Origin of the sequence: Peribacillus glennii, from assembly GCF_003429105.1 — a bacterium.
In the GTDB taxonomy this organism is placed as follows: Bacteria; Bacillota; Bacilli; order Bacillales; family DSM-1321; genus Peribacillus; species Peribacillus glennii.
Window position 1 is genome coordinate 87,229 of record NZ_QVTD01000011.1, and the last position, 23,230, is coordinate 110,458.

The following is a 23,230-nucleotide window of genomic DNA, read 5'->3' on the forward strand; positions in this document are numbered from 1 at the left end:
CGGCTTTTTTATTGACGGGGCGTATTCCTTTTTGATCAAATTACACTTAATCACCCATTCTGGATTTCCATACGAGGCATTTTAACAAATACAATGGAATGGCACATGATATCTGCTGTCCATAATAAGAAATGGGCAAGAGTTAAACAAAATGTAGGGAAATAAAGGCTAAGAAAAAGACCTTCTGTTGTCTGGTTTTACCATGAATATCCAAAAATATCCTGAAAAAAGAGGCTCCTCTAAGACCGTGTATTACGACCTAATGAGGCAGCCTCTACTACTCATTACGATACAATTTCCGTCTGTGGAAGGGGGACTTCTTTGATATCCGCCTCATCCGTGACAGTTTTATAGATTTCAATATATCTGATATGATGATCTTCCATTTCGATGATTTTGAAACAGTAGGAGCCATGGAGCAATTCATCGCCCTCTTTGGCTTCGTAATTCTCTGTCAAAATCCATCCTCCGATTGTATCGATATCCTCATCGGATATTTCAAGGGAGAGCAAGTCGTTGACTTCGCTTATCAGCACTTTTGAATCCATGATAAAGTGGTCTTCTGTTATTTTTCGGACCATTGGTACTTCATCCATGTCGAATTCATCGCGAATATCGCCAACGATTTCTTCAAGGATATCCTCAACTGTTACCAGTCCGCTTGTTCCGCCATACTCATCCATCAGAATCGCCATATGAATCCGTTCCTTTTGCATTTTCAGCAGCAAATCGTGGATCGGAATGCTATCAATCACACGGATAATGGGGCGGATATAACTTTCAATGGACTGCTCGGAATTGCTGCCGTTAGAAACCATTTCCGTAAATAGTTCTTTAACATTCACCATTCCAATGACATGGTCCTTATCGCCATCAATCACGGGATATCTGGTAAATTTTTCTTCGGTTAACACCGCAAGGAAATCTTCTATTGTATCCTCCTGGCTAAGGGTAACGATTTCAGTGCGGGGAACCATGATTTCCTTGGCGATGCGGTCATCAAATTCAAAAATTTTATTTACATATTTAAACTCGGATTGGTTTATTTCACCACTTTTATAGCTTTCGGACAAAATGATGCGAAGTTCTTCCTCGGTATGGGCAAGTTCGTGCTCGGATGCAGGCTTTAACCCAACCATTCTGGTAAGGACGCGGGCAGAACCATTTAAAACCCAAATGAAAGGAAACATAATCTTATAGAAAAGAATCAGCGGCCTTGCCGTTAGCAGGGTAACTGTTTCAGCCTTTTGGATTGCCAGTGTCTTGGGCGCCAATTCTCCAATAACAACATGAATGAAGGTAATGAACGCGAAAGCCAAACCGAAGGACAGGATGTTGGAAGCACCTGACGGGATATTGAACCCAAGCAGCAATGGATGCAGCATCCGGTCGATAGTCGGTTCCCCTAGCCACCCAAGGCCCAGGGCTGTAATCGTAATGCCAAGCTGGCAAGCTGAAAGATATTCATCCAGGGCCGAGATTACTCTTTTTGCCGATACGGCATTCGCGCGCCCTTCTTCGATCAATTGGTCAATCCTAGAGCTCCTCACTTTGACGATTGCAAACTCCGAAGCTACAAAAAATGCTGTCAAAGCAATTAAAATGGCTATAAAAACCAAGTTTATTATGTCCAAATAGTCATCCTTACTCGCCTGTTTGGCGAATAAGGAGTCCACCTCCTAATGGAATAGAATCTTTTGCATGAATCCTTCTACTCTATAAATCTAAACGCGCCGGCAGGACATAAACTTCAGGCGGGATTTTGTTTGCCGCAAGGTCTTGTAAGCGAAACGAATTAGATATGTTATAGCACAAAGACCGGGCCGGAAGTTTACGTTCACTTATACGGACCACATTCAATACCCCATGCTATCACCTCTTGATAAAAAATAAGTAAATAAGTTCATTATAGAAAAAGTAAATAATTCAGTCAAATTCGCTCAGGGTGTAAAAAACGGTGATTATTATAAGTATATGGTTGATAATTCCCTATTAGTAGCGGTTTTTAAACGAAATGAACACTAGTTTACTGAATATTCTAAATTTGTATGCTGGAAATTTTTGGCAGTTAGAGCAATCTTTAAGCTTTGCTGAAAGCATGTGACACCTTGGTTTCACATTAATGAACCAAGTATCAATTGTCTGCAACTATCATTAATCACATCAACTTTTTAAGTTTACTAAATTTCAATACTAAAACGGGATTATTCCCATAGGTTATTACTATGGAATGGGACAAGGAGGGAACCGCGATACTTGAAAAAATTATGGCCATTTTGATTGGCAGTTTATCGGTCGGCATCGGAGTGAATTTCTTTCTGGCACCATATCAGCTTTTGGATGGGGGGCTCATAGGGATTGCACTTCTCATACACTATTACTTTGGGTTCCCCATCGGTTTGACCACAATTATCATCAGTATCCCGCTTTATATATATGTATGGAATTACGAAAGGAAATTTTTTTTTCACAGCATACACGGACTGCTTTTTTCCTCATTTTGTATTGACCTGTTTGCGAATGTCGAGACAGACTGGGATTTGCCAATCCTTGCGAGCGCCATTCTTGGCGGGATAATCATTGGTTTGGGAGTGGGCCTGATGCTAAGGTATGATACAAGCACAGGCGGGACCGATCTCATTGCGCAGATTATTTCCAGGAACACGGCTATTAACGTGGGAATCCTGATCTTCATGATCGATGGCTGCATTATTCTTTCAGGCATTGGCATTGTCGGAGTCCCGGTTTTCTTTTATTCAAGCATGACTATTGTTATTGTAGGAGTATTAACCTCACTTACTTCAGTAAAACCAACATAAGCAAAAAACTTTCGGCCTGATGTTTTGAATCGTAAAATTCTGGGAACATAATGGGTGAACATATTACTTTCTACAGAGGTGAGTAAGTTGGATAATGAGGTGATCATGAAATTTAGGAACAAAGGAATAAAGATTGAAAAAACAAAGTCTCGGCACGAGGTTTTTTCAACCCTATATCAGTCCGATCCATCGTTACTGGGCCTCCAGTCTGCGTCTTCAGCAGACAGGTTATCAATGATTCAAATCGATGAACAAAAAATGAATGAGCTTTGAAATACATAAGGCACATCCTTTGACGGGTGTGCTTTTATCATGCATATTGATTAATCACGGGACAAACCGTAATATAAAAAGATTCTCCTTAATAAGATGTAGAGACGCGAAACACCGCAAATATTTTTTAAGGAGAACGACAAAGATGGAGTATTTCACAAATGTCCTCGAGTTTTTTGCAAATTTAGGCTATTTCGGGATTGCCCTTGGATTAATGGTTGAAATTATTCCAAGCGAACTGGTGCTTGGCTATGGCGGTTATTTAATCTCCATCGGCAGGATCCATTTTCCCGGGGCCCTTTTAGCGGGTGTGATAGGCGGGACAATGGCGCAATTATTTCTTTATTGGGCAGGCTATTATGGAGGACGGCCTTTTTTGCGAAAGTATGGCAAATACATATTCATTACAGAAAGGCATCTGGATATCGCGGAGCAATGGTTTGGCAAGTATGGGGCAGGAGTTATTTTCACTGCAAGGTTCATCCCGGTTGTCCGGCATGCGATATCGATTCCCGCAGGCGTCGCAAAAATGTCTGCTGTGAAATTTACTATATATACAATAGCGGCCATCGTTCCCTGGACTATTTTTTTCCTGGCCATAGGAAAATTGTTAGGTGAAAACTGGCGGGATATCAAGAGCATTACAGCTCCCTATATCATTCCGGTTGTAATCCTTGCTCTTTCTTTGGCAATCATTTATTATATTTGGCGAAAAAAGCAAACCCCCCCTATTGTCACCGTTCATAAGAAAATTAAATCGAAGTAAACCAAATGAAAAAGCTTTGCTGTATAAGGTGGCAAGGCTTCTTTTGTTTTGATTGAAATGCTGCTGGTTAGAATAAATCATGAAAGCTGAAATGTTTAGTAAAGCTTGCCAAAAGGGTAGTAAGTTAGCAAGTTACAATTTTGCAATTCAGGGGGTCAAATTTTTGAAGTTAACTACAAAAATCGTCATCGGGTTACTTTCAGGGGCAGTGGCCGGCCTGTTATTGAATATTTTTGCACCTGATGTTTTTATCGTACTTGATAAATACCTTTTTACTCCTGTAGGAAAGACCTTTATTAATTTAATTACAATGCTGGTTGTCCCCATTGTGCTATTTTCAATCATTTTGGGAACCGCGGGATTGGGCGATCCAAAAAAACTGGGAAGGATCGGTTTGACTACCATAGTTTATTTCCTTGTGACAACTACGATTGCTATTATCATCGGTTTAAGTTTAGCACTATTAATCGAGCCAGGAAATCAGGGTTCTTTCGACACAGCAAACGCTGAATTTGAAGCGGAGAAAGCCCCGCCTGTAAGTGAAACGCTGTTGAATATCATCCCTACAAATCCGTTTGCAGCCATGACAGAAGGAAATATGCTCCAGGTAATCGCTTTTGCCGTATTGATAGGTTTTGCGTTAACGGCGTTGGGCGAGAGAACAACCGGGATATTTAAGCTGGTTGAACAAGGAAATCACGTGATGATGTATCTAGTGAACCTTGTTATGAGGCTCGCCCCCTATGGTACATTCGCATTGATTGCGACAGCTGTAGGCAGCCAGGGGTTTGATGCCGTTAAGGCAATGGGAGTTTATATGATCGTCGTGATTCTTGCTTTGATTATCCACGGCATACTGACTTACGGAGGGTCGATTGCTTTTTTGGCACGAAAAAATCCCCTTTGGTTCTTTAAGGGATTTGCTCCCGCCATGGGCGTAGCCTTTTCTACATCAAGTAGCAATGCTACATTGCCCATATCCATGGAAACAGCACAGACCAATTTGAGTGTGCCAAAATCAATTTCTGGCTTTGTACAGCCGCTCGGTGCAACGATCAACATGGATGGTACAGCAATCATGCAAGGAGTTGCTGCCATTTTTATCTCCCAGGTTTATAACATTGATTTAAGTGTAGGAGAGATGGCAACCGTTGTAATAACGGCCGTTTTGGCCTCTATCGGCACTGCGGGTGTCCCCGGAGTAGGATTGATCATGCTGGCAATGGTTCTTTCATCGGTCGGATTGCCAGTTGAAGGAATCGGCCTGATCCTGGGGATTGACCGGATCCTCGACATGGCGAGGACTGCCGTCAATATTACCGGGGACGCAGCTTGTGCAGTAATTGTTGCGGAACAAGAGAAAAGGCGCCAACGAAAAGTGAATACACAGGTTAGGAATTAACAGAAAGAACGCCTGGATAACTAAATCCAGGCGTTCTTTCTTAATTTTTCTACTGTACTGTCATATTTCCTTGGAAGGGTGGTATGGTTCAACGTGGATAATCGCATTTTTTATTTCATGTTTGTTTTCGAGGATTTTTTCGATTTCCTCGGTGATATCGTGGCCTTCATTTACCGTTAAATGGGGATCGACATGGATGGTCGCTTCCAGGAAGATTTCATTTCCATGCATCCGCGCTTTTAAGTCGCTCGTTGCCTTGACTCTGTCTGCAGATCCGATGGTCTCATTTATTTCCTGCAGCAATGCTTCATCGAACCCATCAATAAGGGTATGGGAAGCTTCCCGGAAAATTTCCCACGCTGTCCTGCAGATGAGCAGGCCCACAACTATAGCGGCTACAGAATCCAGCCAGCCCACACCGAATCTCGTGCCAAGAATCCCTATAAACGCTCCAATGCTTACCAAAGCATCGGATTTATTGTCCTGTGCGACTGCATTCACAGAAGCACTGTTAATACGTTTGCTTAGCCGCAGGTTATATCGGTAAACTCCAAACATAAACAGCGCTGAAAACAAGGCAGTGTATGCAGTCAGCATACTGGGATCTTCCTGGCTGCCGCCAATAAATGCTTCCACAGCACTGAAGATAACCTGGACACCGACTGAAATCATAATGAAAGCAGCAACTAGTGAGGCGATGGTTTCTGCACGCATATGGCCATAAAGGTGATCATCATCCGGAGGCCTCTTTGAAATCTTTAAACCAATCAACACAGCTACTGAAGCAATGATATCCGTTGCGTTGTTTAACCCATCGGCCCATAACCCCCTTGAGTTACCTATATGGCCAATGGATAATTTCAATACCGCCATAAATATGTAAGCAGCTATGCTGATATAAGCACCCTTTTCAGCAGGGCTGATTTTATTTTCGCGCAACATTCCTTTACCTCCGTCGAATAGTAAGACTAAATAAAGATAACAAACCAAATGTGGGTAAGTCTACAGAAAAAATGTCGTATAACCTCATGTTTATTGGGCATTTTCACTGTTATTGTGCAAAGGTAAAGAAGTTGGCTCAAGCTAAAAAACACCGCAGCTCTTTCTGACCGTGGCACTATCGATATGTGGTTTTTCCTGCTTGAATTCCCGTTAAACTAGTAGTATATTCTAACCGAGGAATAAAAAAAAATACGTCCACAAGGGGAGCCGCATGGCTGAGAGTGAACGAACGAGTTCTGACCCTATGAACCTGTTAGTTAATGCTAGCGTAGGGATGTGGTTTTGGAGCTTGCAATGCTGGGGTTTATCCATTACCGCCCTGGGATTGCTTTTTGGCGTTAAAGCTGTGCCGGGTGTTCTCTTGATGTGCTTTCCCCGAGGTGGAGAAGGGAGAAGGAAAATGAATAAGAAGACATTATTTTTAGTGGAAGTAGCCATTTTTGCTGCACTTGCTTTCTTGCTTGACCTGGTTTCTAATTTCATCTTTTCGAGAATTTGGCCGCAGGGAGGATCCGTATCGATTGCTATGGTCCCTGTCTTCCTGATGGCGTATCGCTGGGGGCTAAAAGGCGGACTTACAACAGGATTTTTGCTAGGATTGTTGCAGGTGGTCAGCGGCACTGCCTGGATCGGGCATCCGGTCCAAGGATTTATTGATTATTTCCTTGCCTTTACTGTCGTCGGGTTTGCTGGGGTATTCGCAAAGCAAGTTACAGAGGGATACCGGGAAGGCAACAAGGGAAGAGGAGCTGCATATGCTACAATCGGAATGTTTATTGGCAGCTTTTTGCGATTTCTGTGCCACTATGTATCAGGGATTGTTTTCTTCGGATCAGAAAATGGGCAGCCAGTCGCTATTTTCTCCCTTACTTATAATGGAACCTATATGCTGGCAAGCTTCGTTCTATGTACGGCAGTCCTGATACTTCTCTACTCAGCCGCATCACGGGTATTAATAAAAAATGTACATCATGCGAAGTGACCATAACATCGAATGAACGTTGGCGATCATCGCCAGACTGCAAAAAAACTATAAACAATTTCTGCTGCTTCTTACGGAGGCAGCTTTTTTTATGTCATTGTCTTGGAAAATGGTGTAAAATTACACTAAAACTAAATCTGGAGCGTTCACATGATAAAAGAAGAAGTCATTGAAATCATATCGGAAAAAATCAAGCTGATCAGGGTAGAAATGGGCTATACCCAGGACAAGTTGGCAGAAGCCATCGGCGTTTCCAAAAAAACGTTGGTCCAAATTGAAAAAGGAAGGGTCGCAGCAGGATGGACAGTGACCATCGCGGTTTGTGCATTGTTCCGTGAAAGCAGTGTAATCCAGTCAGCCTTCGGGGGTGACCCGCTTGATGTGGTTGAAACGATCGCCAGAGAAAGAATGGATTACCGAAAAGAAAAAACACTTGGCGGCAAGGTATGGTGGAAAGAGCTGTCGCGCAGGTCAGGATATATATTGCAGCAAAACATCGTCAGCCAGCATTATCGGATTCTGGATGATGAGAATTTTCGTATCTACAGCAGTTTAGCGAAAGAAGAAGCAGAGGCAAGGTTCGCCGAGCTGGTAAAAGATAGTCCCCGGCAGTCTTCCTGATGAATGGTTCCGGTTCTTTTGGTAAGAAATAAGAGTATGAATCATTTTTTTCAGAAAAAGGTTTATTCCTAAGCAGGAGTGGAAGGATTTAGAGTAACGGCACCACTTATGGAATAAGTGGATTATTCTTACTAAGAATATAAGGAGGCTCCATCATGGCGGAAAGAGAGCATGTTGTCCAGAAGGACGGCCGTGTAAATATCGAGAATGTAGATGAGGCTCTTAGCAAAATAGATCCTGGAAGAGTCGAGGATATTGTATCGAATTTTGAAATTTTTAAGAAGTATTTACACAGGAGGCTGGATGTAGCCCAGAATATCGGCTTGAATGAGGAGCAGCTGACCAATATAGCCCGGAAGGTAGCGGATTACCTGGCAGAGAAAGTGGAACCAAGGAACCGGGAGGAAAAACTGCTTCAGGAGCTATGGAATGTCGGCAATGAAGAGGAACGCCAGAAATTAGCCAATATGCTTGTTAAACTTGTAGACGAGAAAAAATATTCATAGGAAAAAGCTGTCTTGCGCGCAGAAGGGAATCATGTGCGGAAGATAGCTTTTTTTATTTAACGCTTTAAAGGATTATAAAAAGAGATCGACTTTAGCTATTATCCTTAAATTGGAATTTCTCGATTCGGAACTTTTTAGAGATTTCTTGATTTCACTTTGCGATCAAAACCGCGCATGGTGCTTCATTGGCCACCCTGCTGCTGGTACTGCCGAGGAGGAACTTCTGTAATCCTGTTTTTGAACTGCTTCCGATAATGATAACATCACCGCGTGTTTTTTTTGCAAAGCCGCAAATGCTTTCGGCAGGATTGCCTTCAAGGATTTCAAAAGCACCCTCAACCCCTAGTGCCCCCATAACAGACTGAGCTTTACTTCTTGCCATTGCAAGGCTATCTTTAACGACTGCATGGGTATTATTGCTATGATCCATCGAATTTTGCCCGATATCCCTTACGTAATGTGATTGGGTGGGATCTATGTAGAAACCATCATTGGCGAACCCTTGTACGGGGGGATTCCCTGCCGCTTTTTGTGCGACCTTTTCCTTGAACACATGTACTACGGTCAAGGTTGCTTCCGGAAAAGACCTTTTCAAACTGGCCCCCCATTCAATTGCCTTTTTGCTGTTTTCGCTGCAATCAAATGCAACAATGATGTGGTTTAGTTCCGGGAACATTCTCTTCAGCTCCTTCTTTCAGTAATATTGCTTTAAAATCTTATAAATAAGTATTCGGTCTGGAGGATGCAAAACTTTATAATAATGCGGCAGAAATGTGAAGGATTGAATTTTTTTCTGCAATAACTAAGCCATATCATTTTTTACTTGTTTTCCCTATTTGCTTCATTATTAAGCGTGAATATACAAGCCGTGACAATATCAAGAAAAAATTTCCGACAAAAAGCTTACAAATGAGACAATAGTCTACTGTGTATTTTCCAATAATAGGATATGCTGTATAAAGGCTGATGAAAAGAGGTGGTTACATGCTTCATGCTGATGCAAAAGTACACCCCGCTATTGAGCGCTGCTTAAAACACTTGCATATTCTGGGCACGGATGATAAAATACGGCAAATCGTTTACATGTATATGGAAACGCTTGCCAGAGAAGTTTCGATGGAAAAACAGGCTGAAAACACGGAAACCAGGTCTGATTTTGAAAACAATGAAAAGCATTGATACTAACAACCGCTCTATAAAGGGGGGTTGTTTTTTTGGTTGATAGAAAGTATAAAATTTCTTATCTATATCTGTATAAGCTAAAGCACACACTAAATTTGCAACGTCTGCGTGACCCAAGTCTGCAGGTCTTGCTACGCCTCAGTCTTCCCCTTAACAGGCTCGCGAATCGCCGGGTTTACTAAATTTTGGTGGCAGTTCCTCATTGAACAAATTCTTTTTCGATTAAGGCCCCTGGGCCAGGTGAGTTATAAATCCCCTCTTTTCGTTAAGGTTATAAGCAAATAATTATTTATTCAGGTGTTAGTTTCACTTCGGGTGGGTAAAGGGATGAAGGTAGAGTTATGCCATCATATTATTTTTGGGAATTGCCATTTTTCGAAATAGGGGGTTTATATGAAAGCGTTCATCGGGCTTTTTAGCGGAATAAAAAGCTTCACTCCTTCCTGGCTCATTCGGGGGAGCTTTATTGTATTCTCAGCTGCAACCGTACTTGCAGTTGGTTTTTTAGCGTTTTTTAAACCTGAAACGAACATCAACAACTTGAAGGACCAGCTGGAACATTCGACTGAGATATATGATGAAAGGGGCATGCTGGCCAGTAAAATCACCGCCAATAAAACAGAGGGCATTCCGATTGAGGAAATTCCTGGACATGTCACTGATGCGGTCATCGCCATAGAAGACCACAGGTTTTATGATCACCATGGAATTGATTATAAGGGAATCTCCCGGGCATTTTATACGAATCTGAAAGCCGGTGAGGTGAAAGAAGGCGGGAGCACGATCACGCAGCAACTCACAAAGATAGGCCTTTTGGAATCCGAGAGGACTTACAAAAGAAAATTGGAGGAATTCTTTTTGGCCCGGGAGGTAGAAAAGGAATATTCCAAGGATGAGATTCTCGAAATGTATCTCAACCAAATTTACTTCGGGCGCGGTGCATGGGGAATTAAAGAGGCGGCGCAAATTTATTTTGGGAAAGAAGTGAAAGATCTGACTGTTGGCGAAGGTGCGATGCTGGCAGGGATCATCAATGTGCCGGCCGCTCTTGATCCTTATGACCATTTGGAGAAATCCACTAAAAGGCGCAATTTGGTGTTATCCCGAATGAAGGAGCATAGGTTTATTTCGAGTGCCCAATATCAAAATGCTACCCATGAAAAGGTGGCACTGAACGGCAAACAGCAAGGTGACCCCTTAAAAGGGAGATATCCTTTTTATGTCGACCAGGTTCTTTCTGAAGCATCCAAGAAATATCACATTGAAATGGACGAACTGTTGACCGGAGGATATAAAATTTATACAACGCTGGATCAGGACATGCAAAAGGCAGCAGAAAAAGTATATAAGGACGATTCCATCTTTCCAAAGGGGACCAGCGGCAAAATGGTACAAAGCGGGGCAGTTTTATTGGATCCAAAGACAGGCGGGATCAAAGCGTTGATAGGGGGAAGGGGAAAGCATCAATTCCTGGCCTATAACCGGGGCACACAGCTGCAAAGAAGCCCGGGTTCAACCATCAAGCCGCTAGCTGTTTATACACCGGCCCTTGAGGAAGGTTATACAATTTCGGACCAATTGAAAGATGAAAAAATGGCCTTTGGCATTTATAAACCATCGAATCTGGGCGGTACTTATAAAGGCGAGGTGCCAATGTATGAAGCGGTAATAAAATCCCTGAATGTACCGACTGTTTGGCTGTTAAATGAAATGGGTGTCGGCAAGGGGATTGCTTCACTTGAGAGATTCGGCATTCCAATGGATAAGGAAGACCGCAATCTTAGCATCGCCCTAGGCGGAATGAAATACGGTGTCTCTCCGCTTGACATGGCCGGTGCCTATTCAGCCTTTGCTAATGAAGGGGAGAGGGTGCAATCCCACTCAATCCTTAAAATTGAGGATGCAAAAGGTAACCAAGTAGCTAAATGGAAAGAAAAGAAAACCCGGGTCACGACAAAGGCTGTTGCTGATGATATAACTTCCATGCTTTTGGGGGTTGTTAAATACGGAACGGGAAAAAACGCTGCAGTGAATGAATGGGAAATTGCAGGAAAAACAGGCTCAACCCAGCTTCCCATAGAGGGACTGGAAAAAGGCGTGAAAGACCAGTGGTTTGTTGGATATACACCAACTCTGGTCGGGGCGGTATGGACCGGATATGACCATACAAACGCAAAAAATCATTTAACGACTCACAGCAGTGAAGGGGCAGCCATCGTCTTTCAGCAGTTGATGGCTGAAGCCTTAAAAAACCAGGAACCAAAAGGATTTGATGTGGAGGATATCGGTCCGCTGATTGAACAACAGGAGAAACAGGAAGACCGTGAAGAAATATGGCGTTACTGGAAAGATAAAAAAGAAGAAGTAGAAAAGGGGTATCAAAAATGGCGGGATCGAATCTTTAATGGAACTGGCCAGGACGGAGAAACTGACAAACCTTCTGCAAATGACCCCGCTACCCATAATGAAGACAATGTTAGTCAGCCTGTACAGGTCAAAGCAAAGGAAAACACAGACCAGCAAATCCCAGTCGATGTACCACAAGATAACAAGGATACAAAGGAAACCGAAAAATCACCTCCTTCTACAGGCAATGAAAAAACGAAAACACCTAAGGATAGGGAAGAACCACAACCCCCTGAGGAAAAAGAACTGCCGAAGCCTCCTAAGGATCAGGGCGAACCGAAACCTCCTAAGGATCAGGACGAACCACAACCTCCTAAGGAAAAGCCCGATGAGCCAAAAGAGCCGGCAAACCCTCCTAAATCAGGTGGCGGGCAAGAGAACCCCGGGGAGCCAGGTGGGGATGATTAAGGTGTACCAAGAAAGGAAACGAGGAAATCCCGTTTCCTTTCTCTGTAATTATCCAGTGGGGTGAAATGTATGAAAGAGAAGCGATTATGTTATTTTAATATAGAAACTCATTGAAGTTAAACACATGCATAAATATGTATAAGGGAGAGGCCACGGAAGGAAAATAAAAAACTGCATAGAAAAAGACCGCCGTTAGTGAAGGCAGTCTTTTGCAAAGCAAACTGTTACATTTGGGCAAGGGATAATTATAACAATGGTTATGTTAAAGTATTTTTTATAAAATTTGAACCGTATCCGTTGGATTTACGTAGAATTTATAGTTGTTTTGATTCTTTTCAGCCGCCGTTCCGCAGCAATTTGTTACCTTGTTAATCATATTTTGTACTTTTTGTCCCTCGATGACAACCTTTATGGAAGACTTTTCATTCAAAGTAAGCATTAATGAAACTAACTTTGAAAGCTTGGCCGCATCAATGACCTTGTGGTTAGAAAGAAAATAGACATTTCCGTCGTAGTTTCTCACTGTTTGGTATAGGGCCATGATTTGTGTGATGGGCAATTTTTTGTTTATTTTTAAATCTGATGAGATGATTTCATACATAGTGTGCAAACTCCTTTAGTTGATTCATTTTATATACATTTTGCTAAATGGCTTGGTTATGTTTCTTATTTACCCGGAACACTGAAAATAAAACCTTTCGTTATTCTAGAAAAGTTATTTGAATGCAGATCACTCACTGTTTGAAAGGGAGAGATTTATTGTATGTTAACTATGATTAAAAATGGCGAAGTATACGCCCCTGATTATCTTGGAAAGAAAGATATCTTGTTAACAGGGAGACAAATAGGCTTTATCGAGAATTATATTGAGGTTCCCGAACAGTTTGTGGAGATGAAAGTTATTGATGCAACAGGGAAACTGGTGTTTCCAGGATTCATTGATTCCCATGTCCATATTATCGGCGGTGGAGGTGAAGGAGGCTACAAGACAAGGACACCAGAGCTTCAACTTACCGATGCGACATTGGCGGGGATTACCACGCTTGTAGGGGTGATTGGAACGGACGGCACCACAAGGACGATGCCAAGCCTTATTGCGAAGGCAAGAGCGCTGGAGGAGGAAGGAATTACTTGCTTTGTCCAGACAGGATCCTATCAAGTGCCGGTTAAAACGCTGACGGGAAAAATTGAAGATGATCTTATCTTGATTGACCGTATTATTGGGGCGGGTGAGATTGCGATTTCTGACCATCGTTCGTCCCAGCCGACAGTGGAAGAAATTGCGAAAGTGGCTTCAGCCGCCCGCATCGGGGGGCTGTTATCCGGAAAAGCGGGCATCGTCAATATCCATGTAGGGGACAGCCTTGACCATTTGAATGTAATTGAAGAAGTAATCGATAAAACGGAAATTCCGATACATCAATTTTATCCGACCCATATCAACCGGAACCACCATCTATTTGAGGCAGGCATCAGGTATGCAAAAAAGGGCGGGTTCATTGATTTCACGACAAGCTCCATAAAGAAATTCCTTGAAGAAGGCGAGGTGAAATCCAGCACAGCGCTTAAAAAGGCACTTGATGCCGGTGTGGATATCAGCAGGATTACCTTTACCTCGGATGGCCAGGCTAGTTTACCTGACTTTGATTCAAGCGGACATTTAAAAGGCCTGAATATCGGAAAATGCTCTTCCCTGTATAAAGAAGTCCGTGCAGCGATAGTTGAAGAGGGCGTTCCTATTGAAAATGCAATCCGGGTGATTACGGAAAACCCGGCTCGGATTCTTAAGCTTTCACAAAAGGGTCTTATTCAAAAAGGAATGGATGCTGATCTTGTGTTGATAAATAAAGAAACATTTGACGTGGATAGCGTGTTTGCGATGGGGCAGCTAATGGTGGAAAAAGGCAAAGCAGTTGTTAAGGGGACTTTCGAAGATAAATAATATCATCCTAGCTGTCTTGGTTCCCGGAGTGATTATCTCCATTTTCATTCTGGCCACGATATTTGGTTTGTCGTTTATTCAGATATCCTGGTTCAAATCCCATTGACCTATTTAAAAGCAGCTCCATTTGCTCCATATGTGCCTTTGTAATGACTGGATCATCCAAAGACCAGTCTGCAGAATGAGTAAAATAATAAGTCTTTACTCTCCTGAATCTTACCGGGGAATTAGGATGGCTATCAAATAAAGCTTTCACTTCATTGCGCCTGAAATACGACCATTTGATCAGTTCCATGGGTGAAGCCTCCGATGAATGTGCAGATTTAGGTATCAGATTCCAGTTTTGTTGCGATGTTTCAGAATGCGTGTTTCTTTTCCAAATTTCAACCTTATTTTTGATATTCCGGTTTTTTGTTGCGAATTACAGAAGGTAGTTGCGATATTCGGATTTTAACTCGTAACGTAAGTACCTCTTGTTTACCCCGATTGATTTTGCCTAAACAAAAAAAGCCTGTCAATTGTAATAATTGACCAGGCTTGCATTATCAGGGTTGAACAATTCATTTGTAACTAAATCAATCTCCATCCAGCATTCTGAATATGCCGCCCAGCATGCTGCCTTCGTCTTTGGAGCCGCCTCCCCCAGGCGCTGCGGCAAATACACGGCTTGCCAGGCGGCTGAATGGAAGGGATTGGACCCAAACGGTTCCAGGTCCGCGCAATGTCGCGAAGAAAAGACCTTCCCCGCCGAATAAAGCGGTTTTAACGCCTTTAACCATTTCGATGTTATAATCAACGCTGCTCGTCATCGCAACTAAGCAGCCTGTATCAACACGGAGCAGTTCGCCAGGAGTCAATTCTTTTTTGTAAATCGTTCCTCCGGCATGGACAAATGCCATTCCATCGCCTTCAAGCTTTTGCATGATAAATCCTTCCCCGCCGAAGAAACCCGCACCAATTTTCCGCTGGAACTCAACTCCGACAGTAACACCTTTTGCGGCTGCAAGAAACGCGTCTTTTTGGCAAATGATTTTACCGCCTAATTCGCTTAAGTCCATGGGAACAATTTTTCCCGGATACGGAGAGGCGAAAGAAACATGTTTTTTTCCGTGGTCCTGGTTGGTGAATGTGGTCATGAACAAACTTTCACCAGTTATTAACCGTTTTCCGGCACCAAACAATTTCCCCATGATCCCGCTGCTACCGCCGGAACCATCTCCGAATATCGTTTCCATATGGATGCCGTCTTCCATCATCATCAAGCTTCCGGCTTCAGCGATCACCGTTTCATTCGGATCAAGCTCCACTTCCACAAACTGCATGTCATCCCCATAAATTTTGTAATCAATTTCATGGTTATTCATATGTATACCCCCAATTGAAATTTTTTCCTTGATATGATTGTAAAAGATTAATGGGAGTTCCGCAATGAGGGGTCATATTTTTATATCGTATTAGCGGCTGTTATTATAGTATTAATTTAAAGAAAAAAACAGTGTATGGATGGGAGAGATACAATTGGAACAATACATCTTATCTTTAGACCAGGGTACGACAAGTTCACGGGCCATCCTTTTTAATAGGAAGGGCCGGATCGTCCATATTTCACAGAAGGAGTTCACTCAGTATTTTCCAAAACCTGGATGGGTGGAGCATAATCCTGATGAGATTTGGGGATCGATCCTGTCTATAATTGCCTCGTGCTTATCTGAAGCTGGGATAAAACCGGAACAGATAGCTGGAATCGGGATAACGAACCAAAGGGAAACGACGGTGGTCTGGGAAAAGGAGAGCGGCAAGCCTGTATACAATGCAATCGTATGGCAATCAAGGCAGACAATCGGGATTTGCAATGAATTAAAGGACAGCGGCTACAATGATTTATTTAAGGAAAGAACGGGATTGCTGATTGATGCGTATTTTTCGGGGACAAAGGTGAAATGGATTTTGGACCATGTAGAAGGTGCGCGACAAAAGGCAGAGAGGGGAGAGCTGTTATTCGGGACGATCGATACATGGCTCATTTGGAAATTGTCTGGAGGCAAAGCCCATGTAACCGATTATTCCAATGCTTCCCGAACATTGATGTATAACATTTATGATTTGAAATGGGATGATGAACTGCTTGATATATTGACGATTCCAAAATCGATGTTGCCAGATGTAAAGCCGTCTTCGGGGATATACGCAAAAACAGCTGATTATCACTTCTTTGGCAAAGAAATTCCCATTGCCGGAGCAGCGGGGGATCAACAGGCAGCTTTATTCGGGCAGGCTTGCTTTGAAAAAGGGATGGCAAAGAACACATATGGAACAGGGTGTTTTATGCTTATGAATACTGGGGCACATGCGGTACGTTCTGAGAATGGACTGTTAACGACCATTGCCTGGGGGCTTGATGGCAAGGTGGAATATGCGCTTGAGGGCAGTATTTTTGTCGCGGGATCCGCGATTCAATGGCTGCGGGATGGCCTCCGAATGCTTAAACATTCAAAGGATAGTGAGAACTATGCCAGAAAAGTCGTTTCTACTGAAGGTGTATACGTGGTTCCCGCATTTGTCGGCCTGGGGACTCCGTATTGGGACAGTGATGTAAGGGGAGCGGTATTCGGCTTGACGAGGGGAACTTCGAAGGAGCATTTTGTAAGAGCTGCCTTGGAATCACTGGCTTACCAGACAAAAGATGTTCTCGGTGCCATGGAAGTTGATTCCGGAATCCGCTTGAAGACACTCCGGGTCGATGGGGGTGCTGTAAAAAATGACTTCTTGATGGAATTCCAGAGCGACATGTTGGATGTCCCGGTTGAAAGGTCTTCTGTCAATGAAACTACAGCACTCGGAGCAGCATATCTTGCAGGCTTGGCGGTAGGATATTGGCAGAGCAAGGAAGAAATTGCAGAGCAATGGGACATCGATAAAGCATTTAAGCCTTCGATGGGAGCAGATTCACGTGAAGAATTATACGGAGGCTGGAAGAAAGCCGTAAAAGCGGCGATGGCGTTTAAATAATTGATATAATGTTTAATCCTAACATCCTTTTAGTGATGAAGTCGGGGCTTTTTAATTCCCTTTTTGTCAAACAAAATAGAAACAAAGAGTTTCGCACCGGGGTCATGAAGGATAAAATCCAGGCATCAAGTGAGTGAAATGTCTTTCATCGGGAATATAAAGTACAAAATCCAGGAACCAGGTGAGCATAATTTCTTTTATCTCCGGATTAACTCAGTTCGGTTTGTCCACTCTGTTCCTCGTACAATTCATAGGCAAGCATGCCATGGGTTCAAGACTCTTCAAAAGGACTTATCACTTTCATTGGGGTTCCTGAGTTTCTCCGAGCAATAGGTTTGATTCTGCCTTCTCTTACGGGAGGCCTTCCTTGGCTGACACCGCTTTCGGGAGCCGGGATTTCCCTCATTATGATTCTTGCGGTTATCTTCCATGCCCGGAGAAAGGAAAACCTGGCCATTATTTTTAATCTCATTTTGCTGGCGTTGTCCCTGTTTTGTGGCATATAGCCGTTGGTTTTTAGAGATACAGTAATTCTCGTGCCTCTTCCTTACAAGATCATAGCTGAGCTGCCGGTTTCCATTTGCTCTACTGTTACAACCTTTGAAAAATGCCCCTCTAACTCTTCCCACTTTTCCGGATAAATATATTGAAATCTTTCCACCGTATGCAAGGAGTATAGGAACAGGCAATCCAGTATTCCGGGTTTTTGGGTTTGTATATCAAGAAGGAGTGCGTGCGGGATTGTATAGTAGTCATGTATTTGATATGGATTCAGCTGAAGGATGGTTACTTTCCATTCATCTGTCAGTTTATCCACCATCATTTTTTGGAACAGCAAGCTTTCTGTTCGGGGCAGCTGTCCGATTGAAAAGTGAGGATTTAATAGTACAATTCCCTTCATTATGTACCATCTCCCTTGTTTTTCTCAAGTTTTTCCAGAGAGAATGGATTTTATTCAGGTGAACTAGGATTGTCGAGGTATGACGAAATTGCATGGTAAGTTAAAATTGACCAAAAATAGAAGCTATAGTAACCTAACAAGGTATTAATGCAAAGACTTGTAAGACAGGTAGGCCGTTATGATTTTGATTAGGTTAAGTGATAAGCATTCTAACAAAATCAAAAAACGCAGTCTGCCCTTTATTTTTATCCATCATGAACTAACATTTTCTGAAACTGCATTTTTAGCGCCGGCTGCGATTTAGATCGTGGCATGCGACTTTTTCATTTTTTTGCGTAATTTTTACGCGTATTTAAAGAGCTTTCGCATGGGTGCGGAGGCTTATTAAAATGCCGACCAGATTCTTGTTCTCGATAGAGGGACAATTGTTGAGTGCGGCAATCATAAACAGCTGATGTCTTTAAAAGGCAAGTATTATCAAATGTATGAATTACAGCAACGGGCAATACTTTCTTGTTAAACTGCGAGAACAGATTAGGCCGACTTGAATTGAACCGGGCTACATGTCGATACCTAAAGGCAGATTTTTGGAAAATTCAGTTGTTGGCCCCCTTTTAGTCTGATACAATGGAATAAATAACATAGTTCTTATCAAGAGAGGCGGAGGGAATGGCCCTGTGAAGCCCGGCAACCTTCAAACAATCGTTTGAAAAGGTGCCAAGTCCTGCAAAGATTACTTTGCGAGATAAGAGACGGATACCGGAAAACGCCTCTCTATCTCTTGGTAGAGAGGCGTTTTCGTCTCGAGGGGATTTCCCACAACTTAGCGAAAGAACTGCTGAACATGAGAGGAGAAATGGAAATGACTTCATTGAAGGTTGCACTATTGGGATTGGGGACAGTCGGGCTGGGTGTATTCGAATCAATCACACAGCGGAAGGAACAAATCGAGGGATTAATTGGAAGGAAAATTGAGATATCAGGAGTTCTTATCAAAAATCAAGTGAAATCCAGGGATCTGCATGACGGAGTGTTTATTTCCAAGGACTTTGAAGAAGTCATTACCCGAAAGAAGCCGGAAGTTGTTATAGAAGCGATCGGGGGGATCGAACCGGCCCGCACATACATTGAATACTCGTTGCGAAATGGCTGCCATGTAGTTTCGGCAAATAAGGATTGTATCGCCAGACATGGCAAGGAGTTGCAAAAAATTGCCAGGGAAAACGGAGTGCGTTTTGTGTATGAAGCCAGCGTAGCAGGAGGAATTCCCGTGTTGCGGACGCTGCGGGAATTATTGGCGGTCAACAAAGTTGAACGGCTCGAAGCGATTTTAAATGGTACTTCCAATTTCATTTTAAGCATGATGAGGTCAGAGGGTGCATCGTTTACCGAAGCATTGGCACTTGCGCAGCAAAAAGGCTTTGCAGAGCAGGATCCGACTAATGATATTGAGGGGATCGACGCCTTCTATAAATCAATGATTTTGAGTGAATGGATTTATGGTGACCAGCCGGATTGGGCCAATGTACAAGTAAAAGGAATCTCCGGCATTACCTTGGACGAAATCCGGGCTGCGGAAAAAATCGGTCTCCGGGTTAAGCACCTCGTATCCATAGATGAAAGCCTTAAGGTAGAAATTACCCCTAAGTTTGTAGACTCTGAACATCCGCTCTATAGTGTGGAAAATGTAAATAATGCTGTGTTAATCAAAACAGATTTATTGGGGGATTTGACGCTGATTGGTGCAGGAGCGGGAGCTAAACCTACAGCGAGCGCAATCGTGGAGGATTTAATATCGCTCTATCTGACACTGGAAAACTTGCACTTTAACATTCCGAAGAGAGCTGATAACAGCCTGGGTGAAGAAGGCGCTGCAGAAAACCAGGAGCAAACCATGTTATTGTTCTATGAAAATCTTTCAGTCCAGGAGTCCGCTGCAATAATAAGTGATCTTGAAGAACGCGGGTCCGTCATAACATATTCAGAAGATGAGAGCCTGGGACTATCATACGTGTTATTCATTGGAAGAAATACGGATTATTCACATCCCAAATTAAAAAACGTGTATGACGCTATAGTAAATAACGTGATTTCAAACGCAAAACAGCCGATTGGCGTATAAATGGAAAAAGGAAAGTTTTGGTATGACAGAATAATAGGGCTGATTTTGGCATTGACAATTGTGTGGTTAACTGCAATAATAGGGATTAATTAAATACTGGTACCTTTAAAGTCAGTCCTGTGAGGCTGACAAGGACAGCGGGGATTATATGGTCAGGGATGGGGAAGTTTAAGTACCCAGGCTTTGCCATATATAAAAGCGGGCTTCTTGTCAGAAAAGGCAAGGAGCCCTTTTTTATATAAGTCTCCAAAACCAATATCGAAGCTCTCTTCGGTACCAGTTCACATTTTATAGCTAACAGGAGGAATTGGTATGGAAAAGAAACAGGTTGTAGATTTAGATTTTTCCCTTCAGGCTGTGCCTGCATCCCATCGAAATGGTTTTTGGAGAATGCTGGTTGTTATGCTTGGGTTTACGTTCTTTTCAGCAAGTATGTTATCCGGTGGAACGCTTGGTTTGGGTTTAACAATGCCTGAATTTATTTTGATTGTGCTGGCAGGCAATTTAATTCTGGGAGCCTATACAGGGACTCTGGCCTATATCGCTGCCAAAACGGGCCTATCCACCCACTTACTGACGCGTTATGCTTTTGGGGAGAAGGGCTCTTATCTATCATCATTCCTGCTGAGCGCAACGCAGATTGGATGGTTTGGCGTTGGAGTGGCCATGTTTGCTGTACCTGTCCAGAAAGTAACAGGAATTGATACAATTATTCTGATTATGATTGCTGGTCTGATGATGACCGCAACGGCATTTTTCGGAATGAAGGCCCTGGCTATCCTGAGCTTTATTGCGGTCCCCGCCATCGTGGCACTGGGTGGATTTTCAGCATTAAAGGCAATAGATACAGTTGGCGGTTTTGGAGCTTTAATGCAGCACCAGCCCACTGAAACAATGAGCCTTGCTGCCGCATTAACCATCTGCGTGGGCTCTTTCATCAGCGGAGGTACATTAACACCTGATTTCACCAGGTTTGCGGATACTAAGAGAACAAGTGTTATTACGACGGTCATAGCGTTTTTTATTGGAAATTCCCTAATGTTTGCGTTTGGTGCAATCGGGGCGATTGCCACTGGAAAATCCGACATTTCGGAAGTAATGTTTTTGCAAGGGTTGATCGTCCCGGCAATCATTGTTCTCGGTTTAAATATTTGGACAACCAATGATAATTCCATTTATGCATCTGGGCTTGGCATCTCGAATATTACTAAAATCAAAAAAAGCAAGGTAGTCATTTTCAATGGGATTCTCGGTACAGTGCTCGCAATGTGGCTTTATAACAACTTTGTCGGATTCCTTACTTTACTAGGTTCAACACTACCACCAATTGGTGCAATCATTATAGCTGATTATTTCATTTTGAACCGCGGCAAATATGGGAATTTCGTGAAAATGAAATTCCAGGCAGTCAATTGGACAGCAATCGCATCATGGGCAATGGGAGCCGCACTGGGGAAATTTGCTCCTGGGATTCCGCCATTGAACGCTTTGATCGGTACTGCTGTTGTGTATGTGGTCCTGTCACTTATTGTCAAAAAAGTGACAGCAGCAAGTTCAACTACAATTGAAGTGAAAAAGGTGAGCAAAGCGTGATTATTAAAAATGCAAAGCTAAGAAACAAGGAAGGCCTCTGGCAAATCCTTATCCACGAAGGAAAAATCGAGAAAGTCTCCGAATCCATTGAAGCCAGTGAGGGACAGGAAGTAATCGATGTTGAGGGGAATCTGGTTCTTCCTCCCTTCATAGAACCGCATATCCACCTGGATTCTGTATTGACGGCAGGTGAACCGAATTGGAACGAAAGCGGTACGCTATTCGAAGGAATTCAAAGATGGTCTGAACGAAAGCGGCTTTTAACGGCAGAAGATGTTAAAGCCAGGGCAAAGAAGGCATTAACTTGGCAAATTGCCCAGGGAATACAGCATGTCCGGACACATGTGGATGTCACAGACCCAAGCCTGACTGCATTAAAGGCGTTGCTGGAAGTAAAAGAAGAAATGTCACGCTTTGTAGACTTGCAGCTCGTTGCATTTCCGCAAGATGGCGTTCTTTCCTTTCCAAATGGTCCGGAACTCGTAGAAGAAGGACTGAAGATGGGTGCAGACGTAGTAGGCGGCATTCCGCACTATGAATTTACAAGGGAGTATGGGGTGGAATCGTTAAAAACGGTATTTGCCCTGGCTGAAAAATATGACCGCCTGGTAGACATCCATTGTGACGAAATCGATGATGAGCAGTCCCGATTTGTGGAGGTCGTCGCGGCTGAAGCATATCGCCTCGGCATGGGGGAACGTGTTACTGCAAGCCACACAACGGCGATGGCGTCTTATAATGATGCATACACGTCCAAGCTGTTCCGTTTATTAAAATTGTCTAACATCAACTTTGTCGCCAATCCACTGGTCAACATCCATCTTCAAGGCCGATTTGATACCTATCCGAAACGCAGGGGTGTAACGCGTGTCAAGGAATTGCAGGAAGCAGGCCTGAATGTTTGCTTTGGCCATGATGACATCTTTGATCCATGGTATCCGCTTGGTACGGGGAATATGCTGCAGGTGCTGCACATGGGAATCCATGTCACGCAATTGATGGGGTACGAGCAAATCAACAATTCGATCGATCTCATAACGCAAAACAGCGCAAAAACATTGGCGGTTACTGATATCTACGGAATTGAAGAGGGGAAACCGGCAAACTTTATCGTATTGGACGCAGCTGATGAATATGAAGCCATCCGAAAACAGGCAGCTGTGCTTTACTCCATTCGTAACGGCGAAGTGATTGCCAAAACGAAACCGGCTGAAACAACCGTGAAACTTGGCGATTTAACAGAAAAAGTGACATTTGAAAAATAAACTATTGCTAGCAAAAAAAGGCATGATAACC

General features: G+C 43.1%; 22 protein-coding genes, 1 pseudogene and 2 riboswitches. Of the genes and pseudogenes, 16 read left to right on the forward strand and 7 right to left on the reverse strand.

The window, feature by feature from the left end; translation table 11 throughout:
• Window positions 1-284: 284 nt before the first annotated feature.
• Window positions 285-1,634, reverse strand: a complete 1,350-nt coding sequence (locus D0466_RS15830) for a hemolysin family protein (RefSeq protein ID WP_117323511.1) — start codon at window positions 1,632-1,634, stop codon at window positions 285-287.
• A 591-nt stretch (window positions 1,635-2,225) separates the two neighbouring features.
• Here D0466_RS15830 and D0466_RS15835 point away from each other — a divergent pair.
• From D0466_RS15835 to D0466_RS15850, 4 genes are all read left to right on the forward strand, one after another.
• Entirely contained in the window at window positions 2,226-2,819 is a 594-nt protein-coding gene (locus D0466_RS15835; protein ID WP_199484575.1) for a YitT family protein, read from the forward strand.
• A 105-nt stretch (window positions 2,820-2,924) separates the two neighbouring features.
• Window positions 2,925-3,092, forward strand: coding sequence for a hypothetical protein (locus tag D0466_RS22270; protein WP_158555920.1), 168 nt, complete (start codon window positions 2,925-2,927; stop codon window positions 3,090-3,092).
• Window positions 3,093-3,237: 145 nt separating this feature from the next.
• Window positions 3,238-3,858: a DedA family protein gene (locus tag D0466_RS15845; RefSeq protein WP_117323513.1), complete on the forward strand. Its 621-nt coding sequence runs from the start codon at window positions 3,238-3,240 to the stop codon at window positions 3,856-3,858.
• Window positions 3,859-4,021: 163 nt separating this feature from the next.
• Window positions 4,022-5,260, forward strand: a complete 1,239-nt coding sequence (locus D0466_RS15850; protein ID WP_233522674.1) for a dicarboxylate/amino acid:cation symporter — start codon at window positions 4,022-4,024, stop codon at window positions 5,258-5,260.
• Window positions 5,261-5,320: 60 nt separating this feature from the next.
• Here D0466_RS15850 and D0466_RS15855 read toward each other — a convergent pair whose 3' ends face one another.
• On the reverse strand, window positions 5,321-6,202 hold the full coding sequence (locus D0466_RS15855) for a cation diffusion facilitator family transporter (protein ID WP_117323514.1): 882 nt from the start codon (window positions 6,200-6,202) through the stop codon (window positions 5,321-5,323).
• A gap of 250 nt (window positions 6,203-6,452) precedes the next feature.
• Window positions 6,453-6,554, forward strand: a riboswitch (TPP riboswitch).
• Window positions 6,555-6,662: 108 nt separating this feature from the next.
• Between D0466_RS15855 and thiT the strand changes: the two genes are divergently transcribed.
• The 3 genes from thiT (at window position 6,663) to D0466_RS15870 (ending at window position 8,371) form a co-directional block, all read left to right on the forward strand.
• A complete protein-coding gene (gene thiT / locus D0466_RS15860; protein WP_117323515.1) occupies window positions 6,663-7,244 on the forward strand; it encodes an energy-coupled thiamine transporter ThiT in 582 nt (193 codons plus the stop codon).
• Window positions 7,245-7,394: 150 nt separating this feature from the next.
• Window positions 7,395-7,865, forward strand: a complete 471-nt coding sequence (locus D0466_RS15865; protein ID WP_117323516.1) for a helix-turn-helix transcriptional regulator — start codon at window positions 7,395-7,397, stop codon at window positions 7,863-7,865.
• A 155-nt stretch (window positions 7,866-8,020) separates the two neighbouring features.
• Window positions 8,021-8,371, forward strand: coding sequence for a DUF3243 domain-containing protein (locus D0466_RS15870; RefSeq protein ID WP_117323517.1), 351 nt, complete (start codon window positions 8,021-8,023; stop codon window positions 8,369-8,371).
• A gap of 151 nt (window positions 8,372-8,522) precedes the next feature.
• On the opposite strand, the gene D0466_RS15875 is transcribed toward D0466_RS15870, so the two are convergent.
• Window positions 8,523-9,047, reverse strand: coding sequence for a universal stress protein (locus D0466_RS15875; protein WP_117323518.1), 525 nt, complete (start codon window positions 9,045-9,047; stop codon window positions 8,523-8,525).
• Between the two features lie 308 nt (window positions 9,048-9,355).
• On the opposite strand from D0466_RS15875, the gene D0466_RS15880 reads away from it, so the two are divergent.
• Together D0466_RS15880 and D0466_RS15885 are read left to right on the forward strand one after the other, a co-directional pair.
• Complete coding sequence (locus tag D0466_RS15880; RefSeq protein WP_117323519.1) at window positions 9,356-9,550, forward strand: hypothetical protein; 195 nt, start codon at window positions 9,356-9,358, stop codon at window positions 9,548-9,550.
• A gap of 396 nt (window positions 9,551-9,946) precedes the next feature.
• Complete coding sequence (locus tag D0466_RS15885; RefSeq protein WP_117323520.1) at window positions 9,947-12,367, forward strand: PBP1A family penicillin-binding protein; 2,421 nt, start codon at window positions 9,947-9,949, stop codon at window positions 12,365-12,367.
• 274 nt (window positions 12,368-12,641) lie between these two features.
• Here D0466_RS15885 and D0466_RS15890 read toward each other — a convergent pair whose 3' ends face one another.
• Window positions 12,642-12,968 (reverse strand): hypothetical protein, encoded by a 327-nt coding sequence (locus tag D0466_RS15890; protein WP_117323521.1) that lies wholly within the window; start codon window positions 12,966-12,968, stop codon window positions 12,642-12,644.
• Window positions 12,969-13,130: 162 nt separating this feature from the next.
• Between D0466_RS15890 and iadA the strand changes: the two genes are divergently transcribed.
• Complete coding sequence (iadA, locus tag D0466_RS15895; protein ID WP_117323522.1) at window positions 13,131-14,309, forward strand: beta-aspartyl-peptidase; 1,179 nt, start codon at window positions 13,131-13,133, stop codon at window positions 14,307-14,309.
• 7 nt (window positions 14,310-14,316) lie between these two features.
• On the opposite strand, the gene D0466_RS15900 is transcribed toward iadA, so the two are convergent.
• Window positions 14,317-14,604: a hypothetical protein gene (locus tag D0466_RS15900; RefSeq protein ID WP_199484576.1), complete on the reverse strand. Its 288-nt coding sequence runs from the start codon at window positions 14,602-14,604 to the stop codon at window positions 14,317-14,319.
• A gap of 280 nt (window positions 14,605-14,884) precedes the next feature.
• Window positions 14,885-15,673, reverse strand: coding sequence for a TIGR00266 family protein (locus D0466_RS15905; protein ID WP_117323523.1), 789 nt, complete (start codon window positions 15,671-15,673; stop codon window positions 14,885-14,887).
• Between the two features lie 154 nt (window positions 15,674-15,827).
• On the opposite strand from D0466_RS15905, the gene glpK reads away from it, so the two are divergent.
• Entirely contained in the window at window positions 15,828-17,318 is a 1,491-nt protein-coding gene (glpK, locus tag D0466_RS15910; RefSeq protein ID WP_117323524.1) for a glycerol kinase GlpK, read from the forward strand.
• 260 nt (window positions 17,319-17,578) lie between these two features.
• Complete coding sequence (locus tag D0466_RS23645; RefSeq protein ID WP_117323525.1) at window positions 17,579-17,824, forward strand: DoxX family protein; 246 nt, start codon at window positions 17,579-17,581, stop codon at window positions 17,822-17,824.
• A gap of 41 nt (window positions 17,825-17,865) precedes the next feature.
• On the opposite strand, the gene D0466_RS15920 is transcribed toward D0466_RS23645, so the two are convergent.
• Complete coding sequence (locus D0466_RS15920; RefSeq protein WP_117323526.1) at window positions 17,866-18,219, reverse strand: hypothetical protein; 354 nt, start codon at window positions 18,217-18,219, stop codon at window positions 17,866-17,868.
• Window positions 18,220-18,607: 388 nt separating this feature from the next.
• Between D0466_RS15920 and D0466_RS23050 the strand changes: the two are divergent.
• From D0466_RS23050 to D0466_RS15935, 4 genes and pseudogenes are all read left to right on the forward strand, one after another.
• Window positions 18,608-18,739 (forward strand): annotated as a pseudogene (locus D0466_RS23050) (hypothetical protein); the annotation flags it as partial.
• Window positions 18,740-18,864: 125 nt separating this feature from the next.
• A riboswitch (SAM riboswitch) is annotated at window positions 18,865-18,971 on the forward strand.
• A gap of 110 nt (window positions 18,972-19,081) precedes the next feature.
• Window positions 19,082-20,341 (forward strand): homoserine dehydrogenase, encoded by a 1,260-nt coding sequence (locus D0466_RS15925; RefSeq protein ID WP_117323527.1) that lies wholly within the window; start codon window positions 19,082-19,084, stop codon window positions 20,339-20,341.
• A gap of 312 nt (window positions 20,342-20,653) precedes the next feature.
• Entirely contained in the window at window positions 20,654-21,934 is a 1,281-nt protein-coding gene (codB, locus tag D0466_RS15930; RefSeq protein ID WP_117323528.1) for a cytosine permease, read from the forward strand.
• Window positions 21,931-23,199, forward strand: coding sequence for a cytosine deaminase (locus tag D0466_RS15935; RefSeq protein ID WP_117323529.1), 1,269 nt, complete (start codon window positions 21,931-21,933; stop codon window positions 23,197-23,199). Before codB ends, D0466_RS15935 begins: the two co-directional genes overlap by 4 nt.
• Window positions 23,200-23,230: the final 31 nt, after the last annotated feature.

Excerpts from the sequence above, each read along its gene's own strand:
- D0466_RS15835 (WP_199484575.1), top strand. The coding sequence starts at position 2,226 with ATGGAATGGGACAAGGAGGGAACCGCGATACTTGAAAAAATTATGGCC.
- D0466_RS22270 (WP_158555920.1), top strand. The coding sequence starts at position 2,925 with ATGAAATTTAGGAACAAAGGAATAAAGATTGAAAAAACAAAGTCTCGG.
- D0466_RS15845 (WP_117323513.1), top strand. The coding sequence starts at position 3,238 with ATGGAGTATTTCACAAATGTCCTCGAGTTTTTTGCAAATTTAGGCTAT.
- D0466_RS15855 (WP_117323514.1), bottom strand. The coding sequence starts at position 6,202 with ATGTTGCGCGAAAATAAAATCAGCCCTGCTGAAAAGGGTGCTTATATC.
- thiT (WP_117323515.1), top strand. The coding sequence starts at position 6,663 with ATGAATAAGAAGACATTATTTTTAGTGGAAGTAGCCATTTTTGCTGCA.
- D0466_RS15865 (WP_117323516.1), top strand. The coding sequence starts at position 7,395 with ATGATAAAAGAAGAAGTCATTGAAATCATATCGGAAAAAATCAAGCTG.
- D0466_RS15870 (WP_117323517.1), top strand. The coding sequence starts at position 8,021 with ATGGCGGAAAGAGAGCATGTTGTCCAGAAGGACGGCCGTGTAAATATC.
- D0466_RS15875 (WP_117323518.1), bottom strand. The coding sequence starts at position 9,047 with ATGTTCCCGGAACTAAACCACATCATTGTTGCATTTGATTGCAGCGAA.
- D0466_RS15880 (WP_117323519.1), top strand. The coding sequence starts at position 9,356 with ATGCTTCATGCTGATGCAAAAGTACACCCCGCTATTGAGCGCTGCTTA.
- D0466_RS15885 (WP_117323520.1), top strand. The coding sequence starts at position 9,947 with ATGAAAGCGTTCATCGGGCTTTTTAGCGGAATAAAAAGCTTCACTCCT.
- D0466_RS15890 (WP_117323521.1), bottom strand. The coding sequence starts at position 12,968 with ATGTATGAAATCATCTCATCAGATTTAAAAATAAACAAAAAATTGCCC.
- iadA (WP_117323522.1), top strand. The coding sequence starts at position 13,131 with ATGTTAACTATGATTAAAAATGGCGAAGTATACGCCCCTGATTATCTT.
- D0466_RS15900 (WP_199484576.1), bottom strand. The coding sequence starts at position 14,604 with ATGGAACTGATCAAATGGTCGTATTTCAGGCGCAATGAAGTGAAAGCT.
- D0466_RS15905 (WP_117323523.1), bottom strand. The coding sequence starts at position 15,673 with ATGAATAACCATGAAATTGATTACAAAATTTATGGGGATGACATGCAG.
- D0466_RS23645 (WP_117323525.1), top strand. The coding sequence starts at position 17,579 with ATGCCATGGGTTCAAGACTCTTCAAAAGGACTTATCACTTTCATTGGG.
- D0466_RS15920 (WP_117323526.1), bottom strand. The coding sequence starts at position 18,219 with ATGAAGGGAATTGTACTATTAAATCCTCACTTTTCAATCGGACAGCTG.
- D0466_RS15925 (WP_117323527.1), top strand. The coding sequence starts at position 19,082 with ATGACTTCATTGAAGGTTGCACTATTGGGATTGGGGACAGTCGGGCTG.
- codB (WP_117323528.1), top strand. The coding sequence starts at position 20,654 with ATGGAAAAGAAACAGGTTGTAGATTTAGATTTTTCCCTTCAGGCTGTG.